Origin of the sequence: Alistipes dispar (genome assembly GCF_006542685.1) — a bacterium.
In the GTDB taxonomy this organism is placed as follows: Bacteria; Bacteroidota; Bacteroidia; order Bacteroidales; family Rikenellaceae; genus Alistipes; species Alistipes dispar.
Genome location: NZ_AP019736.1, coordinates 72,521 through 95,388, shown reverse-complemented (window position 1 = coordinate 95,388; position 22,868 = coordinate 72,521). Strand labels below are relative to the sequence as shown.

Annotated in this window: 35 protein-coding genes; 32 read left to right on the top strand and 3 right to left on the bottom strand. The window is 51.8% G+C overall.

Annotation, left to right across the window (positions count from 1 at the left end; genetic code table 11):
* Nucleotides 1-73 precede the first annotated feature (73 nt).
* From FME97_RS00595 to FME97_RS00585, 3 genes are all read right to left on the bottom strand, one after another.
* Nucleotides 74-706, bottom strand: coding sequence for an RloB family protein (locus FME97_RS00595; RefSeq protein WP_004293618.1), 633 nt, complete (start codon nucleotides 704-706; stop codon nucleotides 74-76).
* The gene (locus tag FME97_RS00590; RefSeq protein ID WP_004293619.1) at nucleotides 681-1,928 is read right to left on the bottom strand and encodes an AAA family ATPase; all 1,248 of its coding nucleotides are present in this window, start codon (nucleotides 1,926-1,928) and stop codon (nucleotides 681-683) included. The genes FME97_RS00595 and FME97_RS00590 overlap by 26 nt, the downstream gene beginning before the upstream one ends.
* Nucleotides 1,929-2,462: 534 nt before the next feature.
* Entirely contained in the window at nucleotides 2,463-3,254 is a 792-nt protein-coding gene (locus tag FME97_RS00585; protein WP_004293621.1) for a hypothetical protein, read from the bottom strand.
* A 1,009-nt stretch (nucleotides 3,255-4,263) separates the two neighbouring features.
* Here FME97_RS00585 and FME97_RS12480 point away from each other — a divergent pair.
* The 32 genes from FME97_RS12480 (at nucleotide 4,264) to FME97_RS00415 (ending at nucleotide 22,867) form a co-directional block, all read left to right on the top strand.
* Complete coding sequence (locus FME97_RS12480) at nucleotides 4,264-4,479, top strand: hypothetical protein (protein ID WP_232522903.1); 216 nt, start codon at nucleotides 4,264-4,266, stop codon at nucleotides 4,477-4,479.
* Nucleotides 4,480-5,148: 669 nt separating this feature from the next.
* Nucleotides 5,149-5,721, top strand: a complete 573-nt coding sequence (locus tag FME97_RS00570) for a hypothetical protein (protein ID WP_004303961.1) — start codon at nucleotides 5,149-5,151, stop codon at nucleotides 5,719-5,721.
* A 167-nt stretch (nucleotides 5,722-5,888) separates the two neighbouring features.
* A complete protein-coding gene (locus FME97_RS00565) occupies nucleotides 5,889-6,158 on the top strand; it encodes a hypothetical protein (RefSeq protein WP_055205427.1) in 270 nt (89 codons plus the stop codon).
* A 270-nt stretch (nucleotides 6,159-6,428) separates the two neighbouring features.
* Nucleotides 6,429-6,821: a hypothetical protein gene (locus tag FME97_RS00560; RefSeq protein ID WP_055205409.1), complete on the top strand. Its 393-nt coding sequence runs from the start codon at nucleotides 6,429-6,431 to the stop codon at nucleotides 6,819-6,821.
* A 16-nt stretch (nucleotides 6,822-6,837) separates the two neighbouring features.
* The gene (locus FME97_RS00555) at nucleotides 6,838-7,095 is read left to right on the top strand and encodes a hypothetical protein (RefSeq protein ID WP_055205408.1); all 258 of its coding nucleotides are present in this window, start codon (nucleotides 6,838-6,840) and stop codon (nucleotides 7,093-7,095) included.
* A 149-nt stretch (nucleotides 7,096-7,244) separates the two neighbouring features.
* On the top strand, nucleotides 7,245-7,457 hold the full coding sequence (locus FME97_RS00550; protein WP_055205407.1) for a hypothetical protein: 213 nt from the start codon (nucleotides 7,245-7,247) through the stop codon (nucleotides 7,455-7,457).
* A gap of 4 nt (nucleotides 7,458-7,461) precedes the next feature.
* Nucleotides 7,462-7,701 (top strand): hypothetical protein, encoded by a 240-nt coding sequence (locus FME97_RS00545; RefSeq protein ID WP_055205406.1) that lies wholly within the window; start codon nucleotides 7,462-7,464, stop codon nucleotides 7,699-7,701.
* Nucleotides 7,702-7,724: 23 nt separating this feature from the next.
* Nucleotides 7,725-8,234 carry a hypothetical protein gene (locus FME97_RS00540; protein WP_232522902.1) on the top strand — a complete coding sequence of 170 codons (510 nt, stop codon included), beginning with the start codon at nucleotides 7,725-7,727 and terminating at the stop codon, nucleotides 8,232-8,234.
* 40 nt (nucleotides 8,235-8,274) lie between these two features.
* Nucleotides 8,275-9,372: a hypothetical protein gene (locus FME97_RS00535; RefSeq protein ID WP_055205404.1), complete on the top strand. Its 1,098-nt coding sequence runs from the start codon at nucleotides 8,275-8,277 to the stop codon at nucleotides 9,370-9,372.
* 10 nt (nucleotides 9,373-9,382) lie between these two features.
* Nucleotides 9,383-10,273 carry a hypothetical protein gene (locus tag FME97_RS00530; protein WP_055205403.1) on the top strand — a complete coding sequence of 297 codons (891 nt, stop codon included), beginning with the start codon at nucleotides 9,383-9,385 and terminating at the stop codon, nucleotides 10,271-10,273.
* Nucleotides 10,274-10,275: 2 nt separating this feature from the next.
* A complete protein-coding gene (locus FME97_RS00525; protein ID WP_055205402.1) occupies nucleotides 10,276-10,524 on the top strand; it encodes a hypothetical protein in 249 nt (82 codons plus the stop codon).
* Complete coding sequence (locus FME97_RS00520) at nucleotides 10,521-10,796, top strand: DUF3846 domain-containing protein (RefSeq protein WP_055205401.1); 276 nt, start codon at nucleotides 10,521-10,523, stop codon at nucleotides 10,794-10,796. Before FME97_RS00525 ends, FME97_RS00520 begins: the two co-directional genes overlap by 4 nt.
* 4 nt (nucleotides 10,797-10,800) lie before the next feature.
* Nucleotides 10,801-11,280, top strand: coding sequence for a hypothetical protein (locus FME97_RS00515; protein ID WP_055205400.1), 480 nt, complete (start codon nucleotides 10,801-10,803; stop codon nucleotides 11,278-11,280).
* A gap of 5 nt (nucleotides 11,281-11,285) precedes the next feature.
* Nucleotides 11,286-11,609 carry a hypothetical protein gene (locus FME97_RS00510; RefSeq protein ID WP_055205399.1) on the top strand — a complete coding sequence of 108 codons (324 nt, stop codon included), beginning with the start codon at nucleotides 11,286-11,288 and terminating at the stop codon, nucleotides 11,607-11,609.
* 2 nt (nucleotides 11,610-11,611) lie between these two features.
* Nucleotides 11,612-11,950 carry a hypothetical protein gene (locus tag FME97_RS00505; RefSeq protein WP_055205398.1) on the top strand — a complete coding sequence of 113 codons (339 nt, stop codon included), beginning with the start codon at nucleotides 11,612-11,614 and terminating at the stop codon, nucleotides 11,948-11,950.
* Between the two features lie 12 nt (nucleotides 11,951-11,962).
* On the top strand, nucleotides 11,963-12,184 hold the full coding sequence (locus FME97_RS00500; protein WP_055205397.1) for a hypothetical protein: 222 nt from the start codon (nucleotides 11,963-11,965) through the stop codon (nucleotides 12,182-12,184).
* Between the two features lie 27 nt (nucleotides 12,185-12,211).
* Nucleotides 12,212-12,853 (top strand): hypothetical protein, encoded by a 642-nt coding sequence (locus FME97_RS00495; protein WP_055205396.1) that lies wholly within the window; start codon nucleotides 12,212-12,214, stop codon nucleotides 12,851-12,853.
* 35 nt (nucleotides 12,854-12,888) lie between these two features.
* Nucleotides 12,889-13,539 (top strand): hypothetical protein, encoded by a 651-nt coding sequence (locus tag FME97_RS00490; protein WP_055205395.1) that lies wholly within the window; start codon nucleotides 12,889-12,891, stop codon nucleotides 13,537-13,539.
* The gene (locus FME97_RS00485) at nucleotides 13,532-14,794 is read left to right on the top strand and encodes an RNA-directed DNA polymerase (protein WP_055205394.1); all 1,263 of its coding nucleotides are present in this window, start codon (nucleotides 13,532-13,534) and stop codon (nucleotides 14,792-14,794) included. The genes FME97_RS00490 and FME97_RS00485 overlap by 8 nt, the downstream gene beginning before the upstream one ends.
* Before the next feature lie 856 nt (nucleotides 14,795-15,650).
* Nucleotides 15,651-16,112: a hypothetical protein gene (locus FME97_RS00480; RefSeq protein ID WP_055205393.1), complete on the top strand. Its 462-nt coding sequence runs from the start codon at nucleotides 15,651-15,653 to the stop codon at nucleotides 16,110-16,112.
* 12 nt (nucleotides 16,113-16,124) lie between these two features.
* Nucleotides 16,125-17,216, top strand: coding sequence for a hypothetical protein (locus FME97_RS00475; protein ID WP_055205392.1), 1,092 nt, complete (start codon nucleotides 16,125-16,127; stop codon nucleotides 17,214-17,216).
* Nucleotides 17,217-17,415: 199 nt separating this feature from the next.
* A complete protein-coding gene (locus FME97_RS00470) occupies nucleotides 17,416-17,601 on the top strand; it encodes a hypothetical protein (RefSeq protein WP_081032622.1) in 186 nt (61 codons plus the stop codon).
* Nucleotides 17,576-17,755 carry a hypothetical protein gene (locus tag FME97_RS00465; RefSeq protein ID WP_081032621.1) on the top strand — a complete coding sequence of 60 codons (180 nt, stop codon included), beginning with the start codon at nucleotides 17,576-17,578 and terminating at the stop codon, nucleotides 17,753-17,755. The genes FME97_RS00470 and FME97_RS00465 overlap by 26 nt, the downstream gene beginning before the upstream one ends.
* A 12-nt stretch (nucleotides 17,756-17,767) precedes the next feature.
* On the top strand, nucleotides 17,768-18,055 hold the full coding sequence (locus tag FME97_RS00460) for a hypothetical protein (RefSeq protein WP_055205391.1): 288 nt from the start codon (nucleotides 17,768-17,770) through the stop codon (nucleotides 18,053-18,055).
* A gap of 13 nt (nucleotides 18,056-18,068) precedes the next feature.
* The gene (locus FME97_RS00455) at nucleotides 18,069-18,794 is read left to right on the top strand and encodes a hypothetical protein (RefSeq protein ID WP_055205390.1); all 726 of its coding nucleotides are present in this window, start codon (nucleotides 18,069-18,071) and stop codon (nucleotides 18,792-18,794) included.
* 1 nt (nucleotide 18,795) lies between these two features.
* On the top strand, nucleotides 18,796-19,314 hold the full coding sequence (locus FME97_RS00450; protein WP_055205389.1) for a hypothetical protein: 519 nt from the start codon (nucleotides 18,796-18,798) through the stop codon (nucleotides 19,312-19,314).
* The gene (locus FME97_RS00445; RefSeq protein WP_118132328.1) at nucleotides 19,301-19,885 is read left to right on the top strand and encodes a hypothetical protein; all 585 of its coding nucleotides are present in this window, start codon (nucleotides 19,301-19,303) and stop codon (nucleotides 19,883-19,885) included. Before FME97_RS00450 ends, FME97_RS00445 begins: the two co-directional genes overlap by 14 nt.
* A 33-nt stretch (nucleotides 19,886-19,918) precedes the next feature.
* The gene (locus FME97_RS00440; protein WP_055205387.1) at nucleotides 19,919-20,134 is read left to right on the top strand and encodes a hypothetical protein; all 216 of its coding nucleotides are present in this window, start codon (nucleotides 19,919-19,921) and stop codon (nucleotides 20,132-20,134) included.
* Between the two features lie 3 nt (nucleotides 20,135-20,137).
* On the top strand, nucleotides 20,138-21,073 hold the full coding sequence (locus FME97_RS00435) for a hypothetical protein (protein WP_055205386.1): 936 nt from the start codon (nucleotides 20,138-20,140) through the stop codon (nucleotides 21,071-21,073).
* Between the two features lie 8 nt (nucleotides 21,074-21,081).
* The gene (locus tag FME97_RS00430) at nucleotides 21,082-21,345 is read left to right on the top strand and encodes a hypothetical protein (RefSeq protein ID WP_055205385.1); all 264 of its coding nucleotides are present in this window, start codon (nucleotides 21,082-21,084) and stop codon (nucleotides 21,343-21,345) included.
* A 231-nt stretch (nucleotides 21,346-21,576) separates the two neighbouring features.
* Nucleotides 21,577-21,786, top strand: coding sequence for a hypothetical protein (locus FME97_RS00420; protein ID WP_055205383.1), 210 nt, complete (start codon nucleotides 21,577-21,579; stop codon nucleotides 21,784-21,786).
* Nucleotides 21,787-21,844: 58 nt separating this feature from the next.
* Nucleotides 21,845-22,867 carry a hypothetical protein gene (locus FME97_RS00415; RefSeq protein WP_055205382.1) on the top strand — a complete coding sequence of 341 codons (1,023 nt, stop codon included), beginning with the start codon at nucleotides 21,845-21,847 and terminating at the stop codon, nucleotides 22,865-22,867.
* Nucleotide 22,868 lies beyond the last annotated feature (1 nt).

Here is a 22,868-nt window from a genome sequence, read left to right as displayed (position 1 = left end):
GACATAAAATCCGATAAAACCGGAAGGAGGTGGTAGCCGGGTACAATATTATCCGGGCAAACGACAGAATATGCTAAATATACTTATTCAGTTCTTCCACAAGAAGATGCACCGTTGTCGAAGATTCCGCCTGTGCCGGCGGTATTCCCTCCATTCGGCGCAATACGGCTTTTGCGTTCGTGATGGCCTGAGCCTGTTTACCGCCCAGCTCCCTGAAAACACGACCGCCTGTACCGGCTTCCTTGTTGTAGGAGAAGCCCAACAAGCCGGATAGCTTTGTTTCATATTGATTTCTGTGCATCGGGCCTTGTACCAGGTTATAGTGCAGCAAGAACCAATACTCGAAAGCCTGGTTGCTGTATGCCACCCTCATGCCACCGGCTTCCGCCATACCGATAGCCCGGTTGAAATCCCGATCGGGAAAGTCATCCTTGTCAAATACCACCCAGCACTGGTCATACTCGCGTCCTTTCTTCCGCTCTTCTTCTTTCATCCGTAAAGCCTTTTGGACAAGACCTACCGTATTGAGTCCCTGGCCTACCGCTTTAATATTGGCGGAAGTCAGGCGAAATGCATTGAAATAATCCGGTTCCGTATTTACCCCCTCGCAGATGATCAGGAAGGATTGTTTGACCTCACGGACAAAACTGATACGCCTGAGTGTCCGTGCCGCGCGTGGATCACGCTTGTTCGTCCGTGCTGCCATATTCTTCCTCCCTCAGGTCAAATAACCGTTCAAACTGGCCGATGACAGGGATACCGCCATATTTCCCCATCAGGTACTCCTTTTCGAAAGGTGCACTGTTGCGAACCTTGTATTCCGCCAACGAATAGAGTTCCGAGGCTCCAAACGAATCTTTCTGTGTAAACCAGATCTGATCCCTGCGGAACAGGCTTGCATTAAGCAGGTTGGTGTCATGTGTCGTGAAAATCAACTGTGCATTCCTGGGATTTGTCACTCTGGAATTGAACAGCCCGATGATGCGACTGGTCAACAGAGGGTGCATTTTCGAGTCGAACTCGTCGACAACCAGCCTTTTGCCATGATCCAACGCGTCGATTATAGGATAAGCCAGCGAGAAGTATTTGATCGTACCCTCCGACTCGTTTACGCGGAACGGGAAAGTGACCGTCTTCGTGGCGTTGCCCTCCTCGTCATATTGCTGGTGTGAACTGATGACTGTATTGTCAACCTTGCGTATGTCGTCGATTCCGAAGTCTGCAAACCGGGCAAACTCCACAATACGCCTTTTCATGGACGGATCATCGATCTGGGCTATCGCCATTTCCCAAATCCGCTCGTCGCTGCTGCCAAGAACAATCGTGGTGTTGGCCAACCATCCCATGATTTCCACCGAGACGCTTTCGTTGAACTGTGCTGCCACGGAAAGAAGCAGCGCATTGTCGCGCACCATTTTTTTGGCGACAACCTCTTTGCCGACCGAAAATTTGGGATGCAGTTCATACTCATCGCCGTCACGCAGGAACAGTTCCACCTCCTTTGCCTTGCGCTTGTTGCCCTTTTGATAAAGCCACTCCCGGTGTACACGTTTTTCATCGACTTCGAACCCATAGCGGTATTGGACCGTTTCGTCGGCAAAGACCGCCTCAAAATAACTGGGCTCCTGTTCCGTCCTCCGGTTGAGACGGAAACTTTCCACCCGTATGCTTTCGCCGGACTGCACGCCTTTGGAGGAATTGATGACAAACCATTTGAAGAAATCGAGTGCTTTGACCAGATTCGATTTCCCGCTGGCATTGGCCCCGTAGATGACCGCACTCTTCAGCAAAGAGAGGTTCGTACCTTCAAGCTCAAAAACAATCTCATCGGACCGGGTCTGTTTTTCTTTCAGCGCGGAAGCAGCCAAAGACAAGGTCGCCGGCTCCTTGAACGAAAGGAAATTTTCGACTGTGAACTGAATAATCATATTATATCGCAGTTATATGTAAATTTCATGCAAATATAGGGGATATTTTTCATATATAGATGTTTTATCGGATCTCTTTTTGCGGTTATTTTCCTGCACGTGAAAATCAGACCGTTTTCGTTCTTGCAATGCTGCCCTGCAAAAGGCGACTGCAATTTTCCGAAGCGGCAACATCGGCTTGCGATTCATGCTCCCGATAGTGGAATTTGGGTGGAAAGACGCGAAATTCGCCACATCTTTCCCCTCAATGTGGTACAAATGTACCGTGTATCTGACAGGAGGGGTGTTACAAATGTAGCAACAATACTATAAGTAGTATTATACAAGAAGAAAGAAGAAAGATGTACTTTTTTCTTTGACGCAAAGAAAAAAGATACCAAAAAAGAAACAAATCATGACAGACGGCACGCCGTCTGTTTTTTTGTTTTTTTGAATCGGAAAGTGTTGAAAACGGATAAGATGAGGATTAAAGGACCACTTCCTCCCCAGATACAAGAGAGAGAAACAGAACGAATACCTTATACCGTCACCCTCTTACCGTCTGGCATCCTTGTCGCGGTTCAGCCTTACGACAGAGCGCACGCAGTCACGTACCAGTTCGGCATCCCTCCGCTCCATGAAATAGTTCCCGCATTCCAACCGTTTCCTGTCCGCCGGCCTGTTGTTGTCCCTGCATTCACGGATTTCCAGTATGTCATTCAGGTAATAGTACTTGTCACCGCGTCTGACACGTGTTGCCAGCCGTTCGAGTTCCTTCAGCCGTCCGTTCCATGCAAGCCCTTTCTGGCGTAGAGCATCGGAAAGCCTGCTACGGCCACTGGTTCCGATAGGCAGTATCTGGAGATTCACCGCGTACCCGACTGTTTCATGCAGGGAATAGCGCAGGCTCCCGTCTTCGTCCAGCAGGCAATACAGCACAACACGTCCTTTTGCGTCGATTTCCTTGAAAGCCCCCAGTATTACATGCTCATCCAGGATACTGAGTTTTACCAACTGTCCGTCTTTGGGAGCATAGAGAGATTCCGAACATACACCCCGGCGCTTGTCCCATGCAAGATGGCCTTCGTTCAGCAGGCGTTGGAGGGCAATCTTTTGCTCTGCGCTCGCTTCCCGGCAATCATTCAGAAACATGACCGCGTCATCGGTAACGAGTTCTCTGCCCGCAGTCATCCTTACCGGAACCGACACGCAATTACCCGTGACATCTCCCACAAGTCCGGTTTCCGATGTCCCACCGTTGAAGACGACCATTCCCTTGCGAATGGACGACCCACCCGTGCTGTCTTTCGGAATACTCCCGATTTTCTTCTTATGATATGATTCCATTCTTTCGATTCTTTATCCAGATATTTCCTGTAACAGCAAAATGCCATACTTCATACATAAGTGGATACAATACGGCAAATATACGTATAATTCACCAAAAAGGCAGGTGACTGAACCCCATTTCTTCTGCATTTCCACGGTTTCCTGTATAAAGTCACAAAAACCGTACAAATAAGTCGGAATCCATGTGGATAGCTTCGTTCTGTATATTCTATATGATTAAGGAACAAAACATTACAAGATTGTCCGATTGTGAAAAGCATATCCGAACATACTGAATGACAGGAATACACATCCTCCTTTTCCGTCGTCCAATCCGGTTAAGAACAGTCAATATACCGACGTGTCTCTATATATTTTTTGATGCGTTTTCAGCGTATCTAAAAAACAACTTCAAGCCGGAACCCGGAAATCGTGCAGAAAGTCTGTACACCCGTGAAAATTGAAAGGACAGGCATCCACAAATGAGAATATTTCAAAAATATGGGACATGGTGAACACCAGCACCTTAAGCAACCATGATAAATACAAGTACTTTACTGTATATTTTTTGATACCTGCTTACAGTTTCAATCCGAAAGCCGCATTTTGAGCCATTTTGGAAAACCGGACTTGAAAAAACGGCCCGAGGACAGAGACCGAATCCGCACCCGAGGGTACACCCTCCCTAATCTTTTTATTTTTATTACACCATTGAATATCAATAATTTATTAGGTTTACTTTTGTATAAAGTAAGCCTAAAAACGTCTTTTACATTATCTTTGCTTACAAATTGAAAGTAAAAAAATCTTTTCAGTCCTATTTTATCCGTTTTAAGCAGCTAATAATTTGATAATCAATAGACAAAACTGATTTTGATTTTATACATACATTGAAACGGGGCTTTTTTGATTTTTGCAAAGGAAAAAAATTTTTTCAAAGAAAATCAATTTTTCTATTTGATTGATATTCAGTTGTTTATAAATCCTCTTCGCGCGCGTGCGTTCCATATTCGCAAAAAGGCTGTTTTTGGAACGTTCCAAAAATTTTTTTCTCAAAAAGTTTTGCAGTTCTGAAAAACGGTTTTATAATAGTCATGTACTCGAAAGCCAAACAAACGGCAAACAAGTACGGAGAAAAACGAATAAAAAAATAGATAGTAAAAAAACAGATTTAAGAAACAGACAAACCAAACCGCCGAGAGCGAGAAACAAAAAGCCCTTTTTGTGGGAAACCTATTTTTGAGGCTTGGAAAATCAAAAATTCGCTTGTTCGCTTTGGAGCGATTAAATAGGGTGTTAAATAACCACACCGAGCAGGACTACAAACCAATGTAGCAAGTTGGAACGGCTAAAAACGTGTTTTTAGACCGCATACACAAAGCACGCAAATTTGGGAGTGCGAGAGTTGTATGGAAAAAGGACGTGTAAAAATAATGCCATAATTGCGCCCTTGTGCGCTCGGAATAAAATGCACGATAGCGGTAAAAACTATCCGCATAGAGGACGCTGGTAAATGTATATGCCAATGCTATACCCAATACCCAGCTCGGTGGTAACGCTTAAATGCCTCACCTTACAGTTAGCTGCCGGATTGGGAAAGATCCGGGACGTGCCAGAGAAGCGTCTTGCCGAAATTGGAGTAAAGCAGCGCAGAGCCACGACACGAATGAAACGTGAGTAAGCCGATACACGATATGCCGAAAATACGCTCATTTGGATAGCCTGCTATGGGGTACGTTTTTAGTGCGACAAAGTTACGAAAAATTTTGCCGTGCAGGGTGAAATGCACGGCAAATTTTTGGGCGCGTGGCAGGAAATGCCACACTTTGCGCTATGGTGCAGAGTTCGGGGTTCGACTCCCCGAGTGCCCGCAATGCGTGATTTTGCGCAGTGTTTCTAAAATTTTATCATTATGGCAACTTCTAAATTGAACAAGGAACAGTATGCAAACATCGGTTCGTTTGCAGGTATCATGTTGGTTTACAACTCTACCAACAAGGACGGTGAACTCGTGCAGACGGCACAGCACTTTTTCGGTGCGGACTTTGAGCCTGCCGACAAGTCGGACAACGAGATTTTCCGTGTGATTAAAAACATGGTCGCAACTATGTGGCACACCATTGCGGAGGAAAAGAAACTGCGTGCCGATGCCGACGGCATACGCTCGAAATTCCGTGCCACAACCCCTGCGGAAATCATCATCTGCGAGAAGTCGGGAAACCGTATCAAGAAGTACGACCTTACCGACAGCGTTTGGGCGCGTATCGGTCTTGTGCCGACCAAAGTAGACCTCGAGAAGTCAAACCGTGATTTCCAAAAGACAATCCATGCCGCTGCAAAGGCTATCCGCAATGCCATGAATTTCGCCCCGAACCTCGCCAACCTTGAAAAGCCTGCCGAGAAAACGACCAAGACCGGCAAGGCTGAAAAGGTGGCGGAACAACCTGCCGGAACGGTTGCCGACGAAAGCAAAAAGGCGGCATAAGGGCAACGGAGTAACTGAAACCTGCCCGAAAAAGGCAAAAGGACGGCAGGCAGCCCGCTGAACGTGTGGGACTGCCTGCCCTTTTCGTATCTGCCGTCGTAAGTGCGTGTTCTTGTGGCGTATGCCACGGATACGCGCTTTTCATTTCGGGCGAAAGCAACTGTAACGTGATAAGTGAAAAGAATTTCCCGGCAAAAAACGGTGCCGGGACTGTACCTCCGCCGCAGGACGGGGAGTACACCGTGGACGACCTGAAAACCGCTCTGGAAGAGTCCGAGCGGTTGCTGCATGATGCCGTCTTCATAGCCCGCCAAGTGTGGGAGAAGGACTGCGATGCCGTGAAGTTCGACATCGACGACCTTGTGCAGATAGAATCGGCATTGCAGGAGATATGCAACATCACCGCCGGAATTGACAGTGGGGACGATGGCGAGTAACATGACGCGCACACGTGCTGCGGAAACTGCGGGGCGTGCGCGCTTTTTCGGGCATTGATATACACTGTGTCAGGATTGCACCCTGAAATGCCCGCACTTTTCTAAAATTCCCTCCGATATGACTTCCTTGCGCCGTGAGGCGTTGTGCCTACCTTGTATATAACACGGTTAAGCACGGTCTGGCGTTCTGCGGAACCGCCTGCCGTGCTTCCGCTGTTATCCTATGCGGGGAAGCGGAGAACGGATGTGCCAATAATAAAACAAATAAATATGATAGAAGTGTTTGACGCAAAGCGCACCCGCGGTTACGGGTGCTTTGCCAGTTTCAAGGCTGCCACCGATACGCTTGACAGCCTTGCCGCGACGGGACAGCTCGGAAGTGTGCCCGCTGTCAGCGTGGCGGCGTATTGCAGCGGCGTGTTGCAACGGGAATATGAAGCGGTGTTTGTCGGTGGGAAATGGCGTGTGCCGAAATCTCCGAAAAGGCGGATGCCGGAAACGAGACCTGCCCGTGGGAGACGTCGGCGGAAATGGTGCAAGGAGTACGCCACGGCGGAGCTAATGTTCCGAGAAGGGTTTCCCGACCATCTGAACCGCAGTTATCCGCTCTCGGCGGACAGCCTGAGACGGTGCAACCGGAAATGCAGAATTTATATGCAATAATAAAAACGCAATGAGTATGAGAACATTAGCAGACGTGAAACGGAAAATGACGCTTGGCTCGAAGTGGCGGTGTGTCCGGCTGTTCGAGGGCGGAAAAGACCTCGGCGTGCGTGAGGTCGGGAAAGTGCAGGGCAATGCCGTGGCATTCCTCAAACCCGACGGGAAACTCTCGTGGTTATGGTGGCCAAAGGCAAAGGACGTGCAGGTGGAAGAAAACGCCTTCACCGTGCTCCAGAACGGAGTGCCCAAGCTCAAGTACATCTATGCCGGATAGGTGTTCCGGAAAAATTCATGCAAAATAATATGAATTAATAACAACTATGGGGGCGGAATGCCCCTATGCTTTTATAAACGGATAAAGAAAATGACAGAAATAACGAGAAAGCAGATATCTGGTCTGCGGGTAAAAATGTATTGACGGCTATGGAAGAGAAACATAAAATCAACGAGGTAAAAGGTGTCATCATCAGCCGTGCCCTGCTCAAGGAATACGGGTATGACGGCGATATGCCCACCGACGAACAGATGCAGATCATCGGCAACGGGTTACTTGAATACTGGGGCGTAAGCGACGGTTTCAAGGAAGCCCTCGCCAGTACAATGGAGAACATGTTCGGTGTAAAAGCAAAAGATTAGGTCTATGGAAACGAAAGGACTCACCACCCATCAGCGTGGTGTTATTCTACGCGGTATCTGCGGCGGGGCTGCATTGAAAGACAAGTCGCCGCAAATATCTGAAAACAATACCGTCATAACCTGCGCCGGAGGGTTGGAGATTTGGGACATCTGCTGCATCAGCAGTGATGCCGAAGCCTTCGGCCTGAAACCGTCCTTCGGTTATGACGGGCACACGAGAATCACTTTCACCCCCAAAGAATAAGCGGAATGAAATCATATTACTACTTGGACTACCTGCACCGTGAAATCTTCCTTGAAGAGGAGGATATTCAGGCCGTGCCGGAATCAGGCAGGGCGGACGATGCCTGTTCCGCCATTGCCGAAAAGCCGTATGTCGTGGAGCAGTTCATGGCGGACTCTTTCCGGACACTCAAAGATGTGGCCAGCCGCCTGTGCGATTCCCCTGATATTAAAAGCCGCCACGATGCGCTGATGTATATCGTGTGGAGGGTGGCACTGGACATCAAGGAGTGGCGGACTCTGAGCCATAGCGAAGCCGCCGTCAAGGTAACCCGTGAGGACGGTTTCGTGTGGCTGCTTGTATCGGCGGAAAATGCCCGGAAGCTATGGGAGGCAGACGTATTCTCCCTGTACAGGCTTTATGCCGATGATTCGGAATCCCTGATCGAAAGCGAGGCGGAGCTGGAATCGACCATCAAGGGCGGATACCAGATAGGTATCGAGGTGGGGTTCGCCTCTGTAATGGACCATGCCGCCCGGATGAAGCAACAATAAAAATCGGAAACAATCAAATAACGAAATCAAGAAGAAAGGTATGGAAACAACATTATTGACAAAGGAAAATGCCCATCGTGTGACCATGGTGCGGCGTGTGGATGCCCCGGAAAGCGAACCGGTAGCGTTTCTTTTCAGGGGAAAGAGACACGGGTATTGCAGCTATTCCCATCTTGTAGGGAATCCGGGCAGGGAAGAAATCCTCGCCCCAGCGGACTTCAAGGACTGGGAAGTTGTGGAAGTGGCGCACCCGGGCTATCTGGAAGAATATTTCAAGCAGGCGTGCAGCTCCTACAACCTCACCTCCTTCTCACCCGACGAGCGGGGTGAGTCAGACATCGCCTCGCACGAAAAGGAACTGCACGGGGATTTGCAGTCGATGCCCGAGGGGCAGCGGGAACGTTACATGGAAAACTACAAACGCTATTTTTCTGCCATGATCGCCGCCAACAGCCGTTGTGCCAGCGCGATGATTACGGGACCTGCACGCTTCAACACGGGCCGCAACGAAAAGGCCTGCAACAGCCACGCCAAGAGCGTCACGGCGTTCCGGGAATGGCGAGAACGTGCACTCGAAGCGATTCGCAAGGCTACCGAAGCGGCCAAGCCCGAAGAACAGCGTCTCGAGGAGGAGTGGCAGAAGGTCAAAGCCTTTATCGACGATGCCGCCTCGACCATTCACGGTATCGATACGGGTACGGCACGAGGCTATAGCCAGGCTCTCTTCGTCAGCAACCTCGCCGGGCGACTCTCCACCTATGTCAACCATGGCAACGTGGAAATCATCGACCGTGCCGTCGCTCGTCTGCGAGAGTGGAACGACAAAGTCAAGAAACCTGTCGTCACGGCACGCCATTCAATCTTCAAGTATCCCGAACTCGTCCGCAAGGTGCGGGAAAAGCAGCAGGAACGGGCAAGCCGTGAAAATCGTGAGATTCCGTTCGATGGCGGCAAGGTGGTCTACAACTTCGAAGAAGACCGCCTGCAAATCCTCTTCGACAAAATACCCGATACCGATATGCGTACGACCTTGAAGCGTAACGCTTTCAAGTGGGCGCCACGCAACCAGGCATGGCAGCGCCAGCTCACCCGCAATGCCGAATATGCCGCCGGTCAGGTGTTGAAGATAACCATTTAATCCAGTGCCCATGAGATACATCATCGATTCACGCTATTTCGACGGGGCATGCTTCACGTCAATGTCGGATGACCGGCACAGCGATTACGGCGGCGAGACACTGGAAGAACTGCGCGAAAGGGAGAAGAACCCACACTTGGTCGCCGTGTCACCGGGACGCATATCCCTGCTTGCGAAACGTTATACCCTGGCACTCAGCCGGCCTTTCCAGGAAATCACGGAAGAACGCTACTATGAGCTTTTCGAATGCCTGCCGCCGGCACGCATGGGAAGCGGCTGGTTCTTTGTCGGGGAACCTTATTACGGCGACCTGTATCCGTTCTGCTTCCGCTCGCGGGGGCGGTTCTTCCAAGCTGAACGCTCCATACGCCTTTCCAATGCGGGAATCTCCCGTCAGATACGGGAACATATGGAGAAGGCGGACCGCCGTCCCGCCATCGTCAAGGAAGCGTCCTTTGTCAAATATGTCAGTTGGTACAAAAAAACGGTCACTTACATACCGTACCATTTCAGGTATGGGGGTAAAATGTATTTTTTGAAGAACCTCGCCACGCGGACGGGATCCGAATTTGACGACCGCCGGGAACGGGACGAGATGGCGGCATTGCTGCGGAACCTGCGCGGAAACCGCTACGAATACTGCACTTTCTACTCCCAAAAGAAGGACATTTTCGAGTTTTTCGACTGGCTGCAGCAAAACAAATACACGCTGGAAATCCAGGGCGAGTTGTTCGACTTCGCGGATGACCGCTCCCACGTGGACTTTCACGGCAATGTATGCGAGTATTCGGCCGTGTTCCATTACCGCATCTATTCACGCGAGCTTTTCAGCCATATCATTAACCAGCTGCGTACCGTGAAGCGGTATCACGCGTGGCACAGGGAAAAGCAGGGAGAATAATCATGGATACACTCGACAAATTGCGCATCATCGAAAGTGATGCCGTGCCCAAGGAGGGCGCAAAGATAGAAAACCTCAGTACTTCCATCAAGATCACACACTCCTGCGGCTGCGTGATGGTGGAACACTTTGCCTGTGGGAATCCTACGACGGTGCGTAAGGAGGAAAGCCCGGAAAAATACAAACGGCTCCTTGCCGAAAGAAAATATCATATCGAACTCTGCAAAGAACATAATCCTGAACGACAATGACAGAAATCATCAAAACGGACGGAACACGCCAACCCGTGCAGCCTGCCAACGGTTCAGACTTCACGCTGAAGGAGATGCAGGCGATTGTCGGCGGTTACATCGAACTGGTGGAACTGGACGGGAACACGACAATGGTCGTCAACGAGGAAGGCAAACTTATCCCCCTGTCCCTCAATCTTGAAGCGAGCAGGATATTCCGTGCTCATCACCCGGCGTCGAAAGACTTCATCGTCGGGGACGTACTTGTGTGCAATAACAATCAAATCAGATAAAATTATGGATAAAGAGAAAGCAAAAGCGCTCAGCGAAACCCTCGCGCGCTACGAAGAATTACAAGAGAATGGCAGTGTAAACCTGATCGAGTTCCATACCGCTGACGGGCAGAAACACGGTATCGGCAACCCGGAAGCCATCAAGCTGTTGCTTTCGGTGGCGGTCATCGAACTGGAACGCCAGCTCCGGGCCGCACAGTTCGGCGATATTCCGGAAAGCCTGGAGAACAGCCGCGAGTACAAGGCGGCCAAGCAATTGGAATACGCCATGAACGATTTCGGCTTCAAGCCCGAACGTTTCGCCCAGGCGCTTCCTTATTTCCACAAGACACTGGAACAAACCTTTTTCAGGACGGTGAAGGCTTCCATTACCGCTATGGCAGGGCGTGATCCACGCTGCATTGACGACCGCAACCGTGCTTCATACGAGATGTGTCAAACGCTGGCCTCCATGCTGGAAGATACCCGTCTGCCCTTTATCTAAACGCCATGTTCATAGACGAGAGGACACAAAACCGCATCCATGCCGTACCGGGAGAGAGCATCTCCCACGGCACGATGCGCACGCAGGACCTGATTCCGGCATTCATGGATGTTGTCCGTGACACGCCGGAGTACGTGCAGGTGATGGATGCCGTCCCCGCCCATGCCAAAGAGGACAAGGATGCTGAATGGTGGAACAGCGACGAGGCGGCCGGACTGCTGGAATCGCTGTTCGACACGCTCGACAGCCACTCCCCGGAGGGGCACTATTTCGGTGCTCATCCCGGCGACGGGTCCGATTACGGATTTTGGAAAACAGAACTTTTTTGAACATGACAGGAAAACAGATTGAAACAGCCAAAAGAGCGCTTCCCGGTTTTTGGGAACCCAAAAATGCAAGGCAACGCCGGCAGGAAAAGGAACTTGCATGCAGGGAGATGATCAACAGCTGCCTTGTCTATGGAAGTGCAAGGTACGATTTCTACAATCCTGCCACCGGAGAGTTCGGACGCTACGCAGAGGATTATGTAAAAAGCCTCGGGAAGAAAACCGTCATCCGGCTTTACAACGAGCAAGTCAGTGATTTTTCAGAAGCCGTCGTGAAACATGGCGTATATACGGATGGCGAAGGCTGCTCTTATAATGCCTGCATTTGGAAAGATGAACAATAAAACAAAGAAAAGATGGAAAATGAAATGCAACAAACCGGTAACAAGGTCACGCTTGACCGTATAAAGGCCGAATATCATGGAAACGACGTATGCATGGGAGAACTCCTTGCCGCCCTTCCCGCCGACGGCCTTTCCATAGAAGAGGCGTTCGAGCTGGCTGTCGCCGCCAGGAAATGGGCGGACGGAGACCGTTTCTACCGGAGTATCAACGATGGAGAGCCGGAAGAACTGTAAAGTAAACAACGAAAACAATAATGACAAATGAGCAGATATGATTTTATAAGATTCGGCGGTTTTGTCAACTGGGCGGACGGGGACACGTTCCGGAAAATGAAGGTCTGCCTGCCGGTAAAGGAGCCTGCCGAAGATGACACGAGAATAGAACTGATCCCCACGGACGAGGACAACCCGGAAGAAATCGCGGTTTCCTATTCCGTCAGGGCCGCCGAACTCATCCCCTGGACGGACTCATTCCAGGAAGGATACTGGAAAGCCCTGATAGTGGCAGAGGCGAACGGAGCAGGCACGGACGTATTGCTGCCCATGCTCAAAGAAACCGGACTGTGCCTGATGGAATGTGTCTTCCTGATGCTCCGGAGCAAGGCCTGCAAACTGTTTCCGGTCCTGTGCCGCCTGTTTCCGGAAACGGCGGAAATGTTTGAGATCGTCACGTGGGACGACAAGGAATATTTCGCCCGGGAACTGACCCTGTTCCGTGGAACGGACGGGGAATACAAAACCCTGGTCTCTGTAACGGGCCTGCAAGACGCGCTGGTCGGAAAAGACGGCGTTCCCATATCGGACGAGGCGGAGACCGTGGACCGGAAAATCTGTTATTACTTCACGGACGAGGAGTTCCTGCTGCCGGAAGAGCGGCTTGTGGCCCTTGCGGAGGACGCGTGAGAAACCATAATGTACGAACAAAAAACAAGAAAAACATGAATAAAAGAACGAACAAACGGCAAGGCACTCCTGTTGCCGACACTTTCAAGGGGATGCTACTCATGTCAATGGGTGTCCCCGTGGGGAACATCCGTCCCTACCGTTTAAAATCTGCGCCTTCCTGCCTCGGCGGTTTCGAGCGCATGAGCGTGGCGGCAGCACGAGCCTCGGGCGTGGATATCCCGAAGGCGGAGAAAGAGAGCGACGAAGTCTGCATATGCCGGTTGGGGCCTGCCGTCTTCCGCGAATGGATGCCCGCCTGGATGTTCGAAGCCGCTTTCGAACCGGTTCCCGAGCAGAGACGCGGTGACCGCATCCGGACACTTACGGAAGAGATGAACAGCCATCACGTGGCGGAGAAAGCCCTGAACGAAAGATGTTACGCCCTGTCCGTGGAGCTGCTTTCCGAGTGTGGCGGCAGCCTTGATGACAACGGCGAACAATCCTCGACCTATCTCCATGTCGTGGACCGTGACCCCGTGGAACTGGTCATCACGAACGCGTCGCTCCGGAAAGACGGGAAAATCTTCATCATGGGTTACAGTTACTACACGGGCGAGGAGTACGGGCAGGAATGTGACGTAGAATCCGGCATGGACATCCTGAATTTTATCCTTTCCCAAAAAAGTTTTGAGTGCCATGAATGAAGACAAGATATTACAGATGTTCTTCGACATCGGCCGGTGGACGAAGGCAATCGAGAAAGGGGTCGGCAAGGATATCCGCAAGGACCAGCTTATCCGGCTGGCCGATGAACGTACCCTGCTGGCAATGGCCGGTGCCATGCGCCGGGGAAAATACGAGATTTCCCCTCCCCACACGGCGCAGATACCCAAGGACAACGGTGAGTTCCGCACGGTGTACGTGAACGAGCCGATGGACCGTGTGGTACTGGGCATCGCCAACGACCTGCTCTTCGAACTGATGCCGGAGATGCTGCACCCCTCGTGCAAGTCCTACCAGACCGGTATCGGGTGCGGCAAAGTGGTTGCGGAGGCCAGCCGCCGGATGTCAGAAGCCTCCGGGAGCGGCTGTCCGGGCTGGAAGTCCGACCTTTCCAAATACTTCGACAGTGTTCCGATACGGTTCATCGACGAGGCGTTCGACAAGGTGGAGGCCAGACACGGACAGTCCGCCCTGATAGACGTACTCAGGAAATATTACCATTCCGACCTCTATTTCGACGGGGACAACCGGCTGCAAAGCAGGTATCAGTCCTTGAAACAGGGTTGCGCCGTGGCAAGCTGGCTGGCGGATGTGCTGCTCTACGATCTGGACGCGGAACTGTCACAAATGAACGGCTATTATGTCCGGTATTCCGACGACATGCTTTTTATCGGCGAGGACTACGAAAAGGCGATGGCCACGCTCCAAAAGCGTCTGGAAGAGAAATCCATGAGGCTCAATCCCAAGAAAGTGGAATACCTGACAGCCGATGCCTGGTTCAAGTTTTTAGGCTTCAGCATCAAGGGCGGCATGGTCTCGCTCTCGTCATCCCGCATCAAGACCTTCCAACACGAGATCGAACGGCGGACAATCCGCTGCCGGGGCACGACACTGGCAAAAGCCGTGAACGCCGTGAACCGTTACCTGTACAAGGGCGAGTTCAGCTGGGCGACACAGGTGTTGCCGGTCTGCAACGTGAAGAATGACCTTGACGAACTGAACAAGTTTGTCATGGACTGCCTCAGAGCCGTTCAGACGGGCAGGTGCAAGATCGGCGGCCTGGGATATGTCCGGACCAGACCGGACGGCTGCATCGTCCGGGGACGGGGGCGCAACGTGAAGGCCAACCGCGGCAAGACAGGCCGGGACATACCGGGCTACCTGACTGTCGGCTGTATGCGCAACGCCCTTCTGACCAGCCGGGCGGCCTACAACACACTGGCAGCCTCGCTGTAGACCATATGCCGGGCACACGGCGGACGGACATGGGGCAGGATTCAATGTTACAGGCATTGCATACCAGAACCGTCACGTATTCACCGGTCTAACAACCGGTGAATCCAGCCAGCTCTGGTTCACACCTGTAAATATCTGACAGATAAAGCCATGTGCCGCCTGCCCGTTGTCTGTCACGGAGCACACCGGGAAAGTTCAAGGAATAGGTTTGAATATCCCGCGTCCAAACATCTTCTTCCCGAGTCTGAAGGCGACTGACCATCGCCTTCGGACTCCGCAGAAGACGCATACGCGGGCAACATCGGAAACGTAAAGCCATGTGCCGGTATTATGAGAGCTTTCCTTCTTTCAGCACAGAAACGTGGTTCGGGGAATTGCATTCAACGTCCCGTGTCCTGATAAGCCTCCGTCGCGGCGTCGTATCCCTAACGTCATACGACGCCGCCACAAGGCTTCCTGCACGGGAGACATCGACAGCATAAAGTCATGTGCCGGCATATTCGAGAACCACGCCCAGCACGGGGGAAGTCGGTCAAGGTCAGGATTTCAACGGTGCAGCTCTATAACCTGCGGCCAATTCCTCCATCCAGGCTATCACCCGGATGAGCGTCACGGGCCAGCGGAAAGAGCTGCACGTATCAAGCGGTTAAAGCCATGTGCCGGCCTGAATGAGACCGACAAGACGGTAGCGCAACCGGATATTGCACGAGGAATCGTATTCAACCTACAGTGTACGTACAGTACCCTGAGGCTGGGACATTCCCAGCTTCAGGATACGGACACACTGTATTCATCGGAACAATACAGTAATGCGCCATCGATTTGAATGCAAATAATTTGAAATCATAAATAGAATATGAACACCATATACCAAGAAACCGTCCGGGCAGTCGATAACGGTGCGAAATTCAAGATAGACTTCCGCCGGCGGAGCCTGAAAATCAACGGTACATACATCATACGGGATGGCAAGTGCGACAGGGAATTGGGAATCCCTCCCTCGACGGAGAACGAGTTCTTCGCGAAAATGGAGGAACTGTACCGCCGTTACAAACACTCCGTGCCCTCGGAGCGCAGCGAAAGCAGGCCACGCCGGTATTTCAAGGCATTGCAGGAGAAAGACCTCGATGACGGGGACATGCTCTACGGTGAACGCCGGGACAAGGCGCAAGCCGAGCTGGAACTGTACCTCCTGTGCCAAATACTGGGAGGTTTCAGGTGGAATCCCGAGACGATGGGACACTGGTTCTGGCAGAGCAGGACTGACAGGGACCTGGTGATACTCCGGGAATGGGTGGAACCGGACAACAATCATTAAATAACAATCAGTATGAAACCAAAGACAAAAATCTTGTGTCCCGGCTGCGGGACAGAGTTCGCCATCGCGGACAAGGAAAAGACAGTAGTGGCGACCGTTGTCGGAAAAGACTCCGGTCTGGGAACCGTATACCCGGCAGTGGCCGGGCAGGATGCGCCGTCCTCCGGGAAGACAAAAGTGCCCAGGACGGCGAAAGAACGTATCGAGGCGCTCCGTGCGGCCGGCGTGGATGTGAGCCATCTCTTCGCCATGCAGGGTGCCAACGGCGGCGAGTGCGTCGCCTCCAACAAGGACGGGCTGCTGACCATGCTGGATGATGACGATCCGATTTTCAGACAAATCACCGGCCAGGGCGATGTCCCGAACCGCCGCCTGTTCCGTCGCTGGGTCATGGCGCAGATGTTCCATATGATGACCTGCACGGACTACCGTTCCGGCAAGCCGGTGGGCGTGACGGAAATGATCCACCGTCTGGGCTACGAGTACCAGTGGAAGATGGTGCTGGACGAGCTGCATGCCCAGATGAGGATGGAGGGGCACGATCCGGAGAACTTCGCCGACCGTAACCGCTGGTTCAATGCCGGGGTTATTGCGGCGATGGCTGAAAATTACGTGAAACGCCTCAAGGAACACATCGCCTCCCAGAAGGTCAAGAAATGCAAGGGCATTCCCTACAAGCGTGTCGGCAGCCGTGACATTTTCGTGGAGGACCTGGAAACCAAGGTTTACCACCCGCTGCAAACGGCCGTACACGGCATCCGCAGCGCGAAGGACGCCGTCCGGTTGCACGCCGCCACAAGAAAGTTCAACAAACTGCGTGTCAGGATGCCCTACGACACGCCCCAGTGCAAGGAATGGGTAAATGCCTACAAGGGTGCCGGCGCATTCTTCACCATGCAGAACCTGATCCGTTTCCACGGTTGCACGGCTGTCAATGACCGGAGAAGACGTCTGGACAAGTACCAGTCGCTGGCTTTCCTGTCGGCCAAGGCGGAAGAGTACAAGGACGGCGAGGGCTGGCGGTTGCTGGCAGTCCTGAAAAAGATGCTGGCGGACAACGATATCGACATCAGGAAGAAGATGGCGGAGTGGCGCAAAAAATAGCAGACCTTTTTCTGACCGCATGGCAGGCGGCACGGTGTGAGGGGCCGATAAAATCAGCATTCACTTCGGTACACGATGCTCATCTCTGTGAACACAAGATGAGCATCCTTCCCGAAGTGTCCGCATCGAAAACGATAAAGAAATGCCCCGCGGAGGCAATCACACCTCTATTCTAATCCATAACTAAAACTTTTATATCATGAGCAGGAAACAACTACGACGCAGGGCCTACCTGCTGCACCGGTTACGGAGGCAGGGCATCCGGTGCCTGACACGCTGCCGGACCATCTTCTATCCTTACGGGGAGGACCCGAAATCAGTTCCGTACATCCGCAGCCTGATAAGCGAGTTCCATTTCCATGTCCAGTTTGAAATACCCGCCTGACATGGAACCGGGAGACATTGCAACGCTGAAAGTGCCCTACAAGGGCTATCGCCGCATAGAGCTGGTGGAACGGTTCCAGTACACCTGGCTGGTACGCATCTGCGAGAGCGGGAAGGAGATCGAGGTCTATGAAGACGAGTTCGAAACGGATTAAAGGCACGGAACAATGAAAGGAGAACAACAGGAAGAACGCATACCGAACTTTATCGGCAATGCCGTCATTATCCTCACAGCCGCCCATCTGGGCTGCGAGGTGGGGATGCTCGCCACCGCACAGGAGGTGTGGCGGACGAAACGCCTGCCCGAGGCGGTACTGCTGGGCATGTACGAGAAGGCCGCACGCGATGCCGTGTCGGCTGTCCGGAAGAGAGGCCTGGCGGAACAGGCGGACCGTCTCGGAGAGATATTTTACAGGACGGGGGAATTTCCCCCGCCGGAAGAAGACAATACATAAAAAAAAGTAACAAATGAGAACAAGGACTTTTCAGGAAATATATGACTTCTGTCGTACGGACGATACCTACCGGAGCTATTTCGAGGCATCGGACGAGTCCCGCATTACCGGAGCAAGGGCAAGGAAGTACTATTACGGCGACATCCGCCGCGGCCAGTGCCGCGTGGGGACATTCATCTACTGCCAGTCGATGCGGCAGCTTGAAAGGTTCCTCGGGGGTGCAAGGCAGGACCACTACATCCATGTTGACCCGCCGTCCTGCCGGGAAGTGAGCCTCAAGGACGATAGGTTCCCCGGCCAGACCGCCTATATCGTGGTGCATGTCAGGAGGCAGGGTGTGCAGATTGAAATCGAACACCCGCTGCATGACGGATGGGTGCATTTCACGGCACGTTCCCACCGTCCCTTCACCAGGGAGGGGATCATAGCCGAGGCGAAGTCCTACATTGACAGCCACATCCTGCTGGCGCCGGGCAGATACCGGGACTTGCAGCTGGAACATATGGTTTCCAGGGAACAGTTCCCCGCATGGTACAGGCAGTATAAAAAGAGGCTGCACGACCGGGCGGAAGCCGAACATCGGGACATGGTGGACAGATACCGGCACAGGCGCGACATCACCTACGGGGAAGCCCGTGACATGCTCGCGGCTTCGGGCATATTCTTCGACCTGAACTGCGACGAGTTCGAGCGGGACGAGATTACGGAACAATTTGTACAACTCTGTAACAGGACTTGAAATGGAAACGGACATAGTAAGAAAATGCATCTCGGACTATTTGCACAAGATAGACAGGTACAGGAAGCAGCAGGATGGACTGCAAGGAAAGATTGACGCGGCCCGCCGGAAAATCGCCTGGCACGAAAAGCGGATCATGCGGCTGTCAGAGCAACAGAACCGTATCGAAAGGCCATGGTGGACGAAGGAAATCGTGGCTCCCCTCATGCTGGAAGTGGCACGCCTCACCCCGGAAGTGACATGGGATGCCGAAAACCTGCACACCCATGGGCTGAGAGCGGCATGTTCCGTTTACGGGAAGACCCGGAACAATGAGACCGTCGGCCTGACTTTCACATTCGACGGCGGTGTCCTCAGTTATGACACCGGGGAAGTCACACACCGCTTCGCTCCGGGTACGCTCGGTGAAATCAACGGCATGAACAATGTCAGCGCTCCCGTGGAGAGTGTGGACACACTGGTGGACAAAGTAAACGAACAAATAACGGAATTAAATACCCAAACGGATGAACCTGTATAAACAAATCGAATATAACGGGTATCACATCAACATCTACTATAATGATGACGCCCGAAGCCCGCGTGAAGCGTATGACAATCTCGGTACACTTTATACGGCACACCGTCGCTACCGCCCGGAGAAGGAGTTCGATGACCACTTCGATATCGACAAGTTTTTTGAAGGGCATATCGGAAATTTCCGGGAATCGTTCCTGAAGGAATATATCGCCCTGCCGGTCTATCTCTACGACCATGGCGGCATTACGGTATCCACATCACCGTTCAGTTGTCCGTGGGACTCCGGATTCTTCGGCATCATCGCCGTGCCGCTGGACAAGGTACGCCGGGAATACGGGTGGAAGAACATCACCGCGGAGCGCAGGAAGCGGATCGAGGGATACCTGCAAGAGGAAATCAGGACCCTTGACAACTACTACGCCGGAGAGGTCTTCGGATACTGCATAACACCGGAAAGTGACGATGACAATGAACTGGACAGTTGTTGGGGATTCTACGGTACGGACTGTCTGGAAGAACTGGAAGCCGAATGCAGGCATATCATCGACGGGCTGAACAAAACGGCAGCATAAAATAGAAAAATACGCATAATAACTGGAAATACAATGAAGACATCATACGGACTTGAATTCAATACGGTAACAGAAATTGATCCCGAATGGAGCGGTTATGACAAAAAAGTAGCGGAATGCCACCTCGCCAACGCCGGGGTGGTCATCGTGGATACGGAATACGGGCAACCGATAGACAATGAGCATGACCTTGAAGAAATCTACCGGATTCTCGAAAAGAAAAAGACAGGCCACCCTAAAAATAAATGAAGTATGGAAGAAAAACGGGATTATAAGGAAATTAAGGTACGCCTGCACCATATCGACCGCGGAAACTGCACGGAAGTGTGGGAGGTACAGACAGAGAAGGGTAAGCCCAGACGCTATCTGGGACGTGACGACGGTTATGGACCGAAGGAGTGGTACACGCTCTGCGATGCTCCCTACGGCTATTGCGAACGCGACTGCCATGTGAGGGAGGACCTCACCCTCATTGTCTGCAACAAGGATTGGAACGAGGTGTTGCGAGACGGCACGGACAGGGAACGCTTTCCCGAAAGTTTCCCTTCACTGGACGAGGCATGCGACAAGGCATGGGACAAGGTCGTGAAAGGGCTTCCGCATGTAACACGCAAAGGTTTCGGGCAGTGGATCACCAAACAGTCATTCCTCCCGCTCAGCCAGACCGAAGAATTGAATTGGCGGGATAGCTACTATGAGGAAGAAGCGAGCGAGATACTCTCACGTTTTACATGGATTGGTGAAGAGTACGCCATATTCAAAGTTACCCAGAGGCACACCAAGTGCGACGCCCGATGGTACGAGTATTACGCGGGGAAGACAAACCGGCAGGAACACGAGTGGTATATCCGTTTCTTCGGTTACGAGTACCATGACCGGCATATCAGCGACGTGCTCCGGACACTCGGCAGGCGGTGCGACGACATCATCCGTACTGCGGTGGAAACCCGCACGGACCACTACTTCGGGCGTACGGTTTCCTGTTTCATGGACGAGTTCATCGGTTACGACCTGTCCCATGAACAGGTCCGTGACGCCAAGGAATGCAGGTTGCGCAAGGCACGGGAAGACTACAACGAAGCGAACGCCTACTATTACAAACTGAAAGAGAACGGGAAAAGCATCCGCGGTATCGAGGCAATACTGCTTGTCATGAGAGAACAAATGCTAAAAGCGAAAAAACAATAAATATTGATATGGAAATAAGTAAAACGATTAAACCAGAAGAAAATGCCGAAGTATCCGAGATGCTCGGCTATGTCATGGGGCAGCTGAAACACAACGGTGGTAAATGGGACCTGACCGATGATGCGGGCAAGCCCGTCATCTTTGATGCGGAAAAGAACGTGTATATTCCTGATATCATGCTTTCAAAAGACTGTATTCCTTGTGCGGTAATCCCGCTGGGATATTTCGAGGATGACACGATCCGTGCCATCGTGGAAATAATTTCCTTGTAATAATCCTCCAAATGAGATTCAAGGACAACAGGCTGGCCAACCTTCATGACCGGAAACGAGAGGAACGCGGTTTCTGCTGCATGCAACTGATCATATTCCTTACAGACAATGGAGTGAAGAGCTGGGATGAATGGCACCGGGCGCATACCGACGCGGCCCGGGGCGAATGCAGATACCGCAAGCGGTGCCCGGTTTATGGACGTGGCAAACATTTAATGGACAATAAATAATATGGTACTTAATATTGTAAAAAACGGCCTGTCTGCCTCATGCATTGAAGAATATGTAAGATGCGTGTTTGACAATGCCAAAGTAGACATCAAAGATGAAAATGCAGTATCCGTCGACATCGAAGTGACCGGAAAGAACAAGCTGCACTCTTTGGAAGGATTAAAAGAGTTGGAATACTATTTCAAAGATTATGACATAAGAATATGGTGACTGCCCCGCAACGGGCGACAAACCGGAATTTGTCAACTACAGATAAAAAACAAGCGACATGGAACAGGAAAAAAACACAAAGCCGGAAACAGGCGGAGCCTTTCCGGAAGACGATGACGCACTTTACCGTGAAATGACAGCGCACATGCCCTGCTGCTATTTTCCGACTTCGTTAGGCGAAAACAGCATCCTCAAATTTGGCGGGGAGGAATTCCGTCGCGTCAAGGACATTGTCTGCCGGCGCTACAACTTCGACGAGGACAAATACATCCGGGAGAACGTCGGCGTATCCCCTTTCGACTCTGTTCGAGGCAACTTCGAGCAGGAAGTGTACAGACGCCTCCGTAAGGATTATGCGCACCTCAGTATCATCTCCATCAGAAAATCACTTATGGAGAAAATCCGCGATGCCGTGGAGAAGGAGAACAACATCATCGGCACGTTCTACCGCAACCGCGGCGTACATTACCGGGAGGCGGAATCACCGGAGTATGAAACCTCCCCGATAGTGGTGGTCCACAATTCCGCTTTTTACGGATACGGCGGTTATGAAAGTGCGACCGTTTATGAACTTTTCATCGACGGGAACGGCAAACTGCTCTGCACGCTCAACGGTGAAGCCGGCGAGGATTTCGATGAGCCCATCGGACAGGTACAGACCGAGGGACTGCTTGAGATTGCCCACTGGCTGGAAGAGCACGGGTTTATCTCCGCTGATGTCAATGACAACGAGATTGTCGTATGCGAGGAGTGCGGTTCAGACAATATACAGACCCAGGCATGGGTGGATCCTAATGCCCGTACATTCATCGGTACCACGGGTATCGACCGCTATGACAACTGGTGCGACGAATGCGAGGACCATCAGCCATTCTGTACTTTAAAAGAGTTCAAGGAGCGCATGCAGGAATGGTGGGACTCGTTGGACGCAAATCAAATGGAACAGATCACGGGTTGCCGTCAGGACAAGTGTCCGGCCGGAGACAACCGTCAGGGGTTTGCCGAAACCTGCAATGAATGGTGGGAAAACAAGGGCTACGACGAGAAACGTAAAATCTGGAAAGAACATAACAACTGCTGAC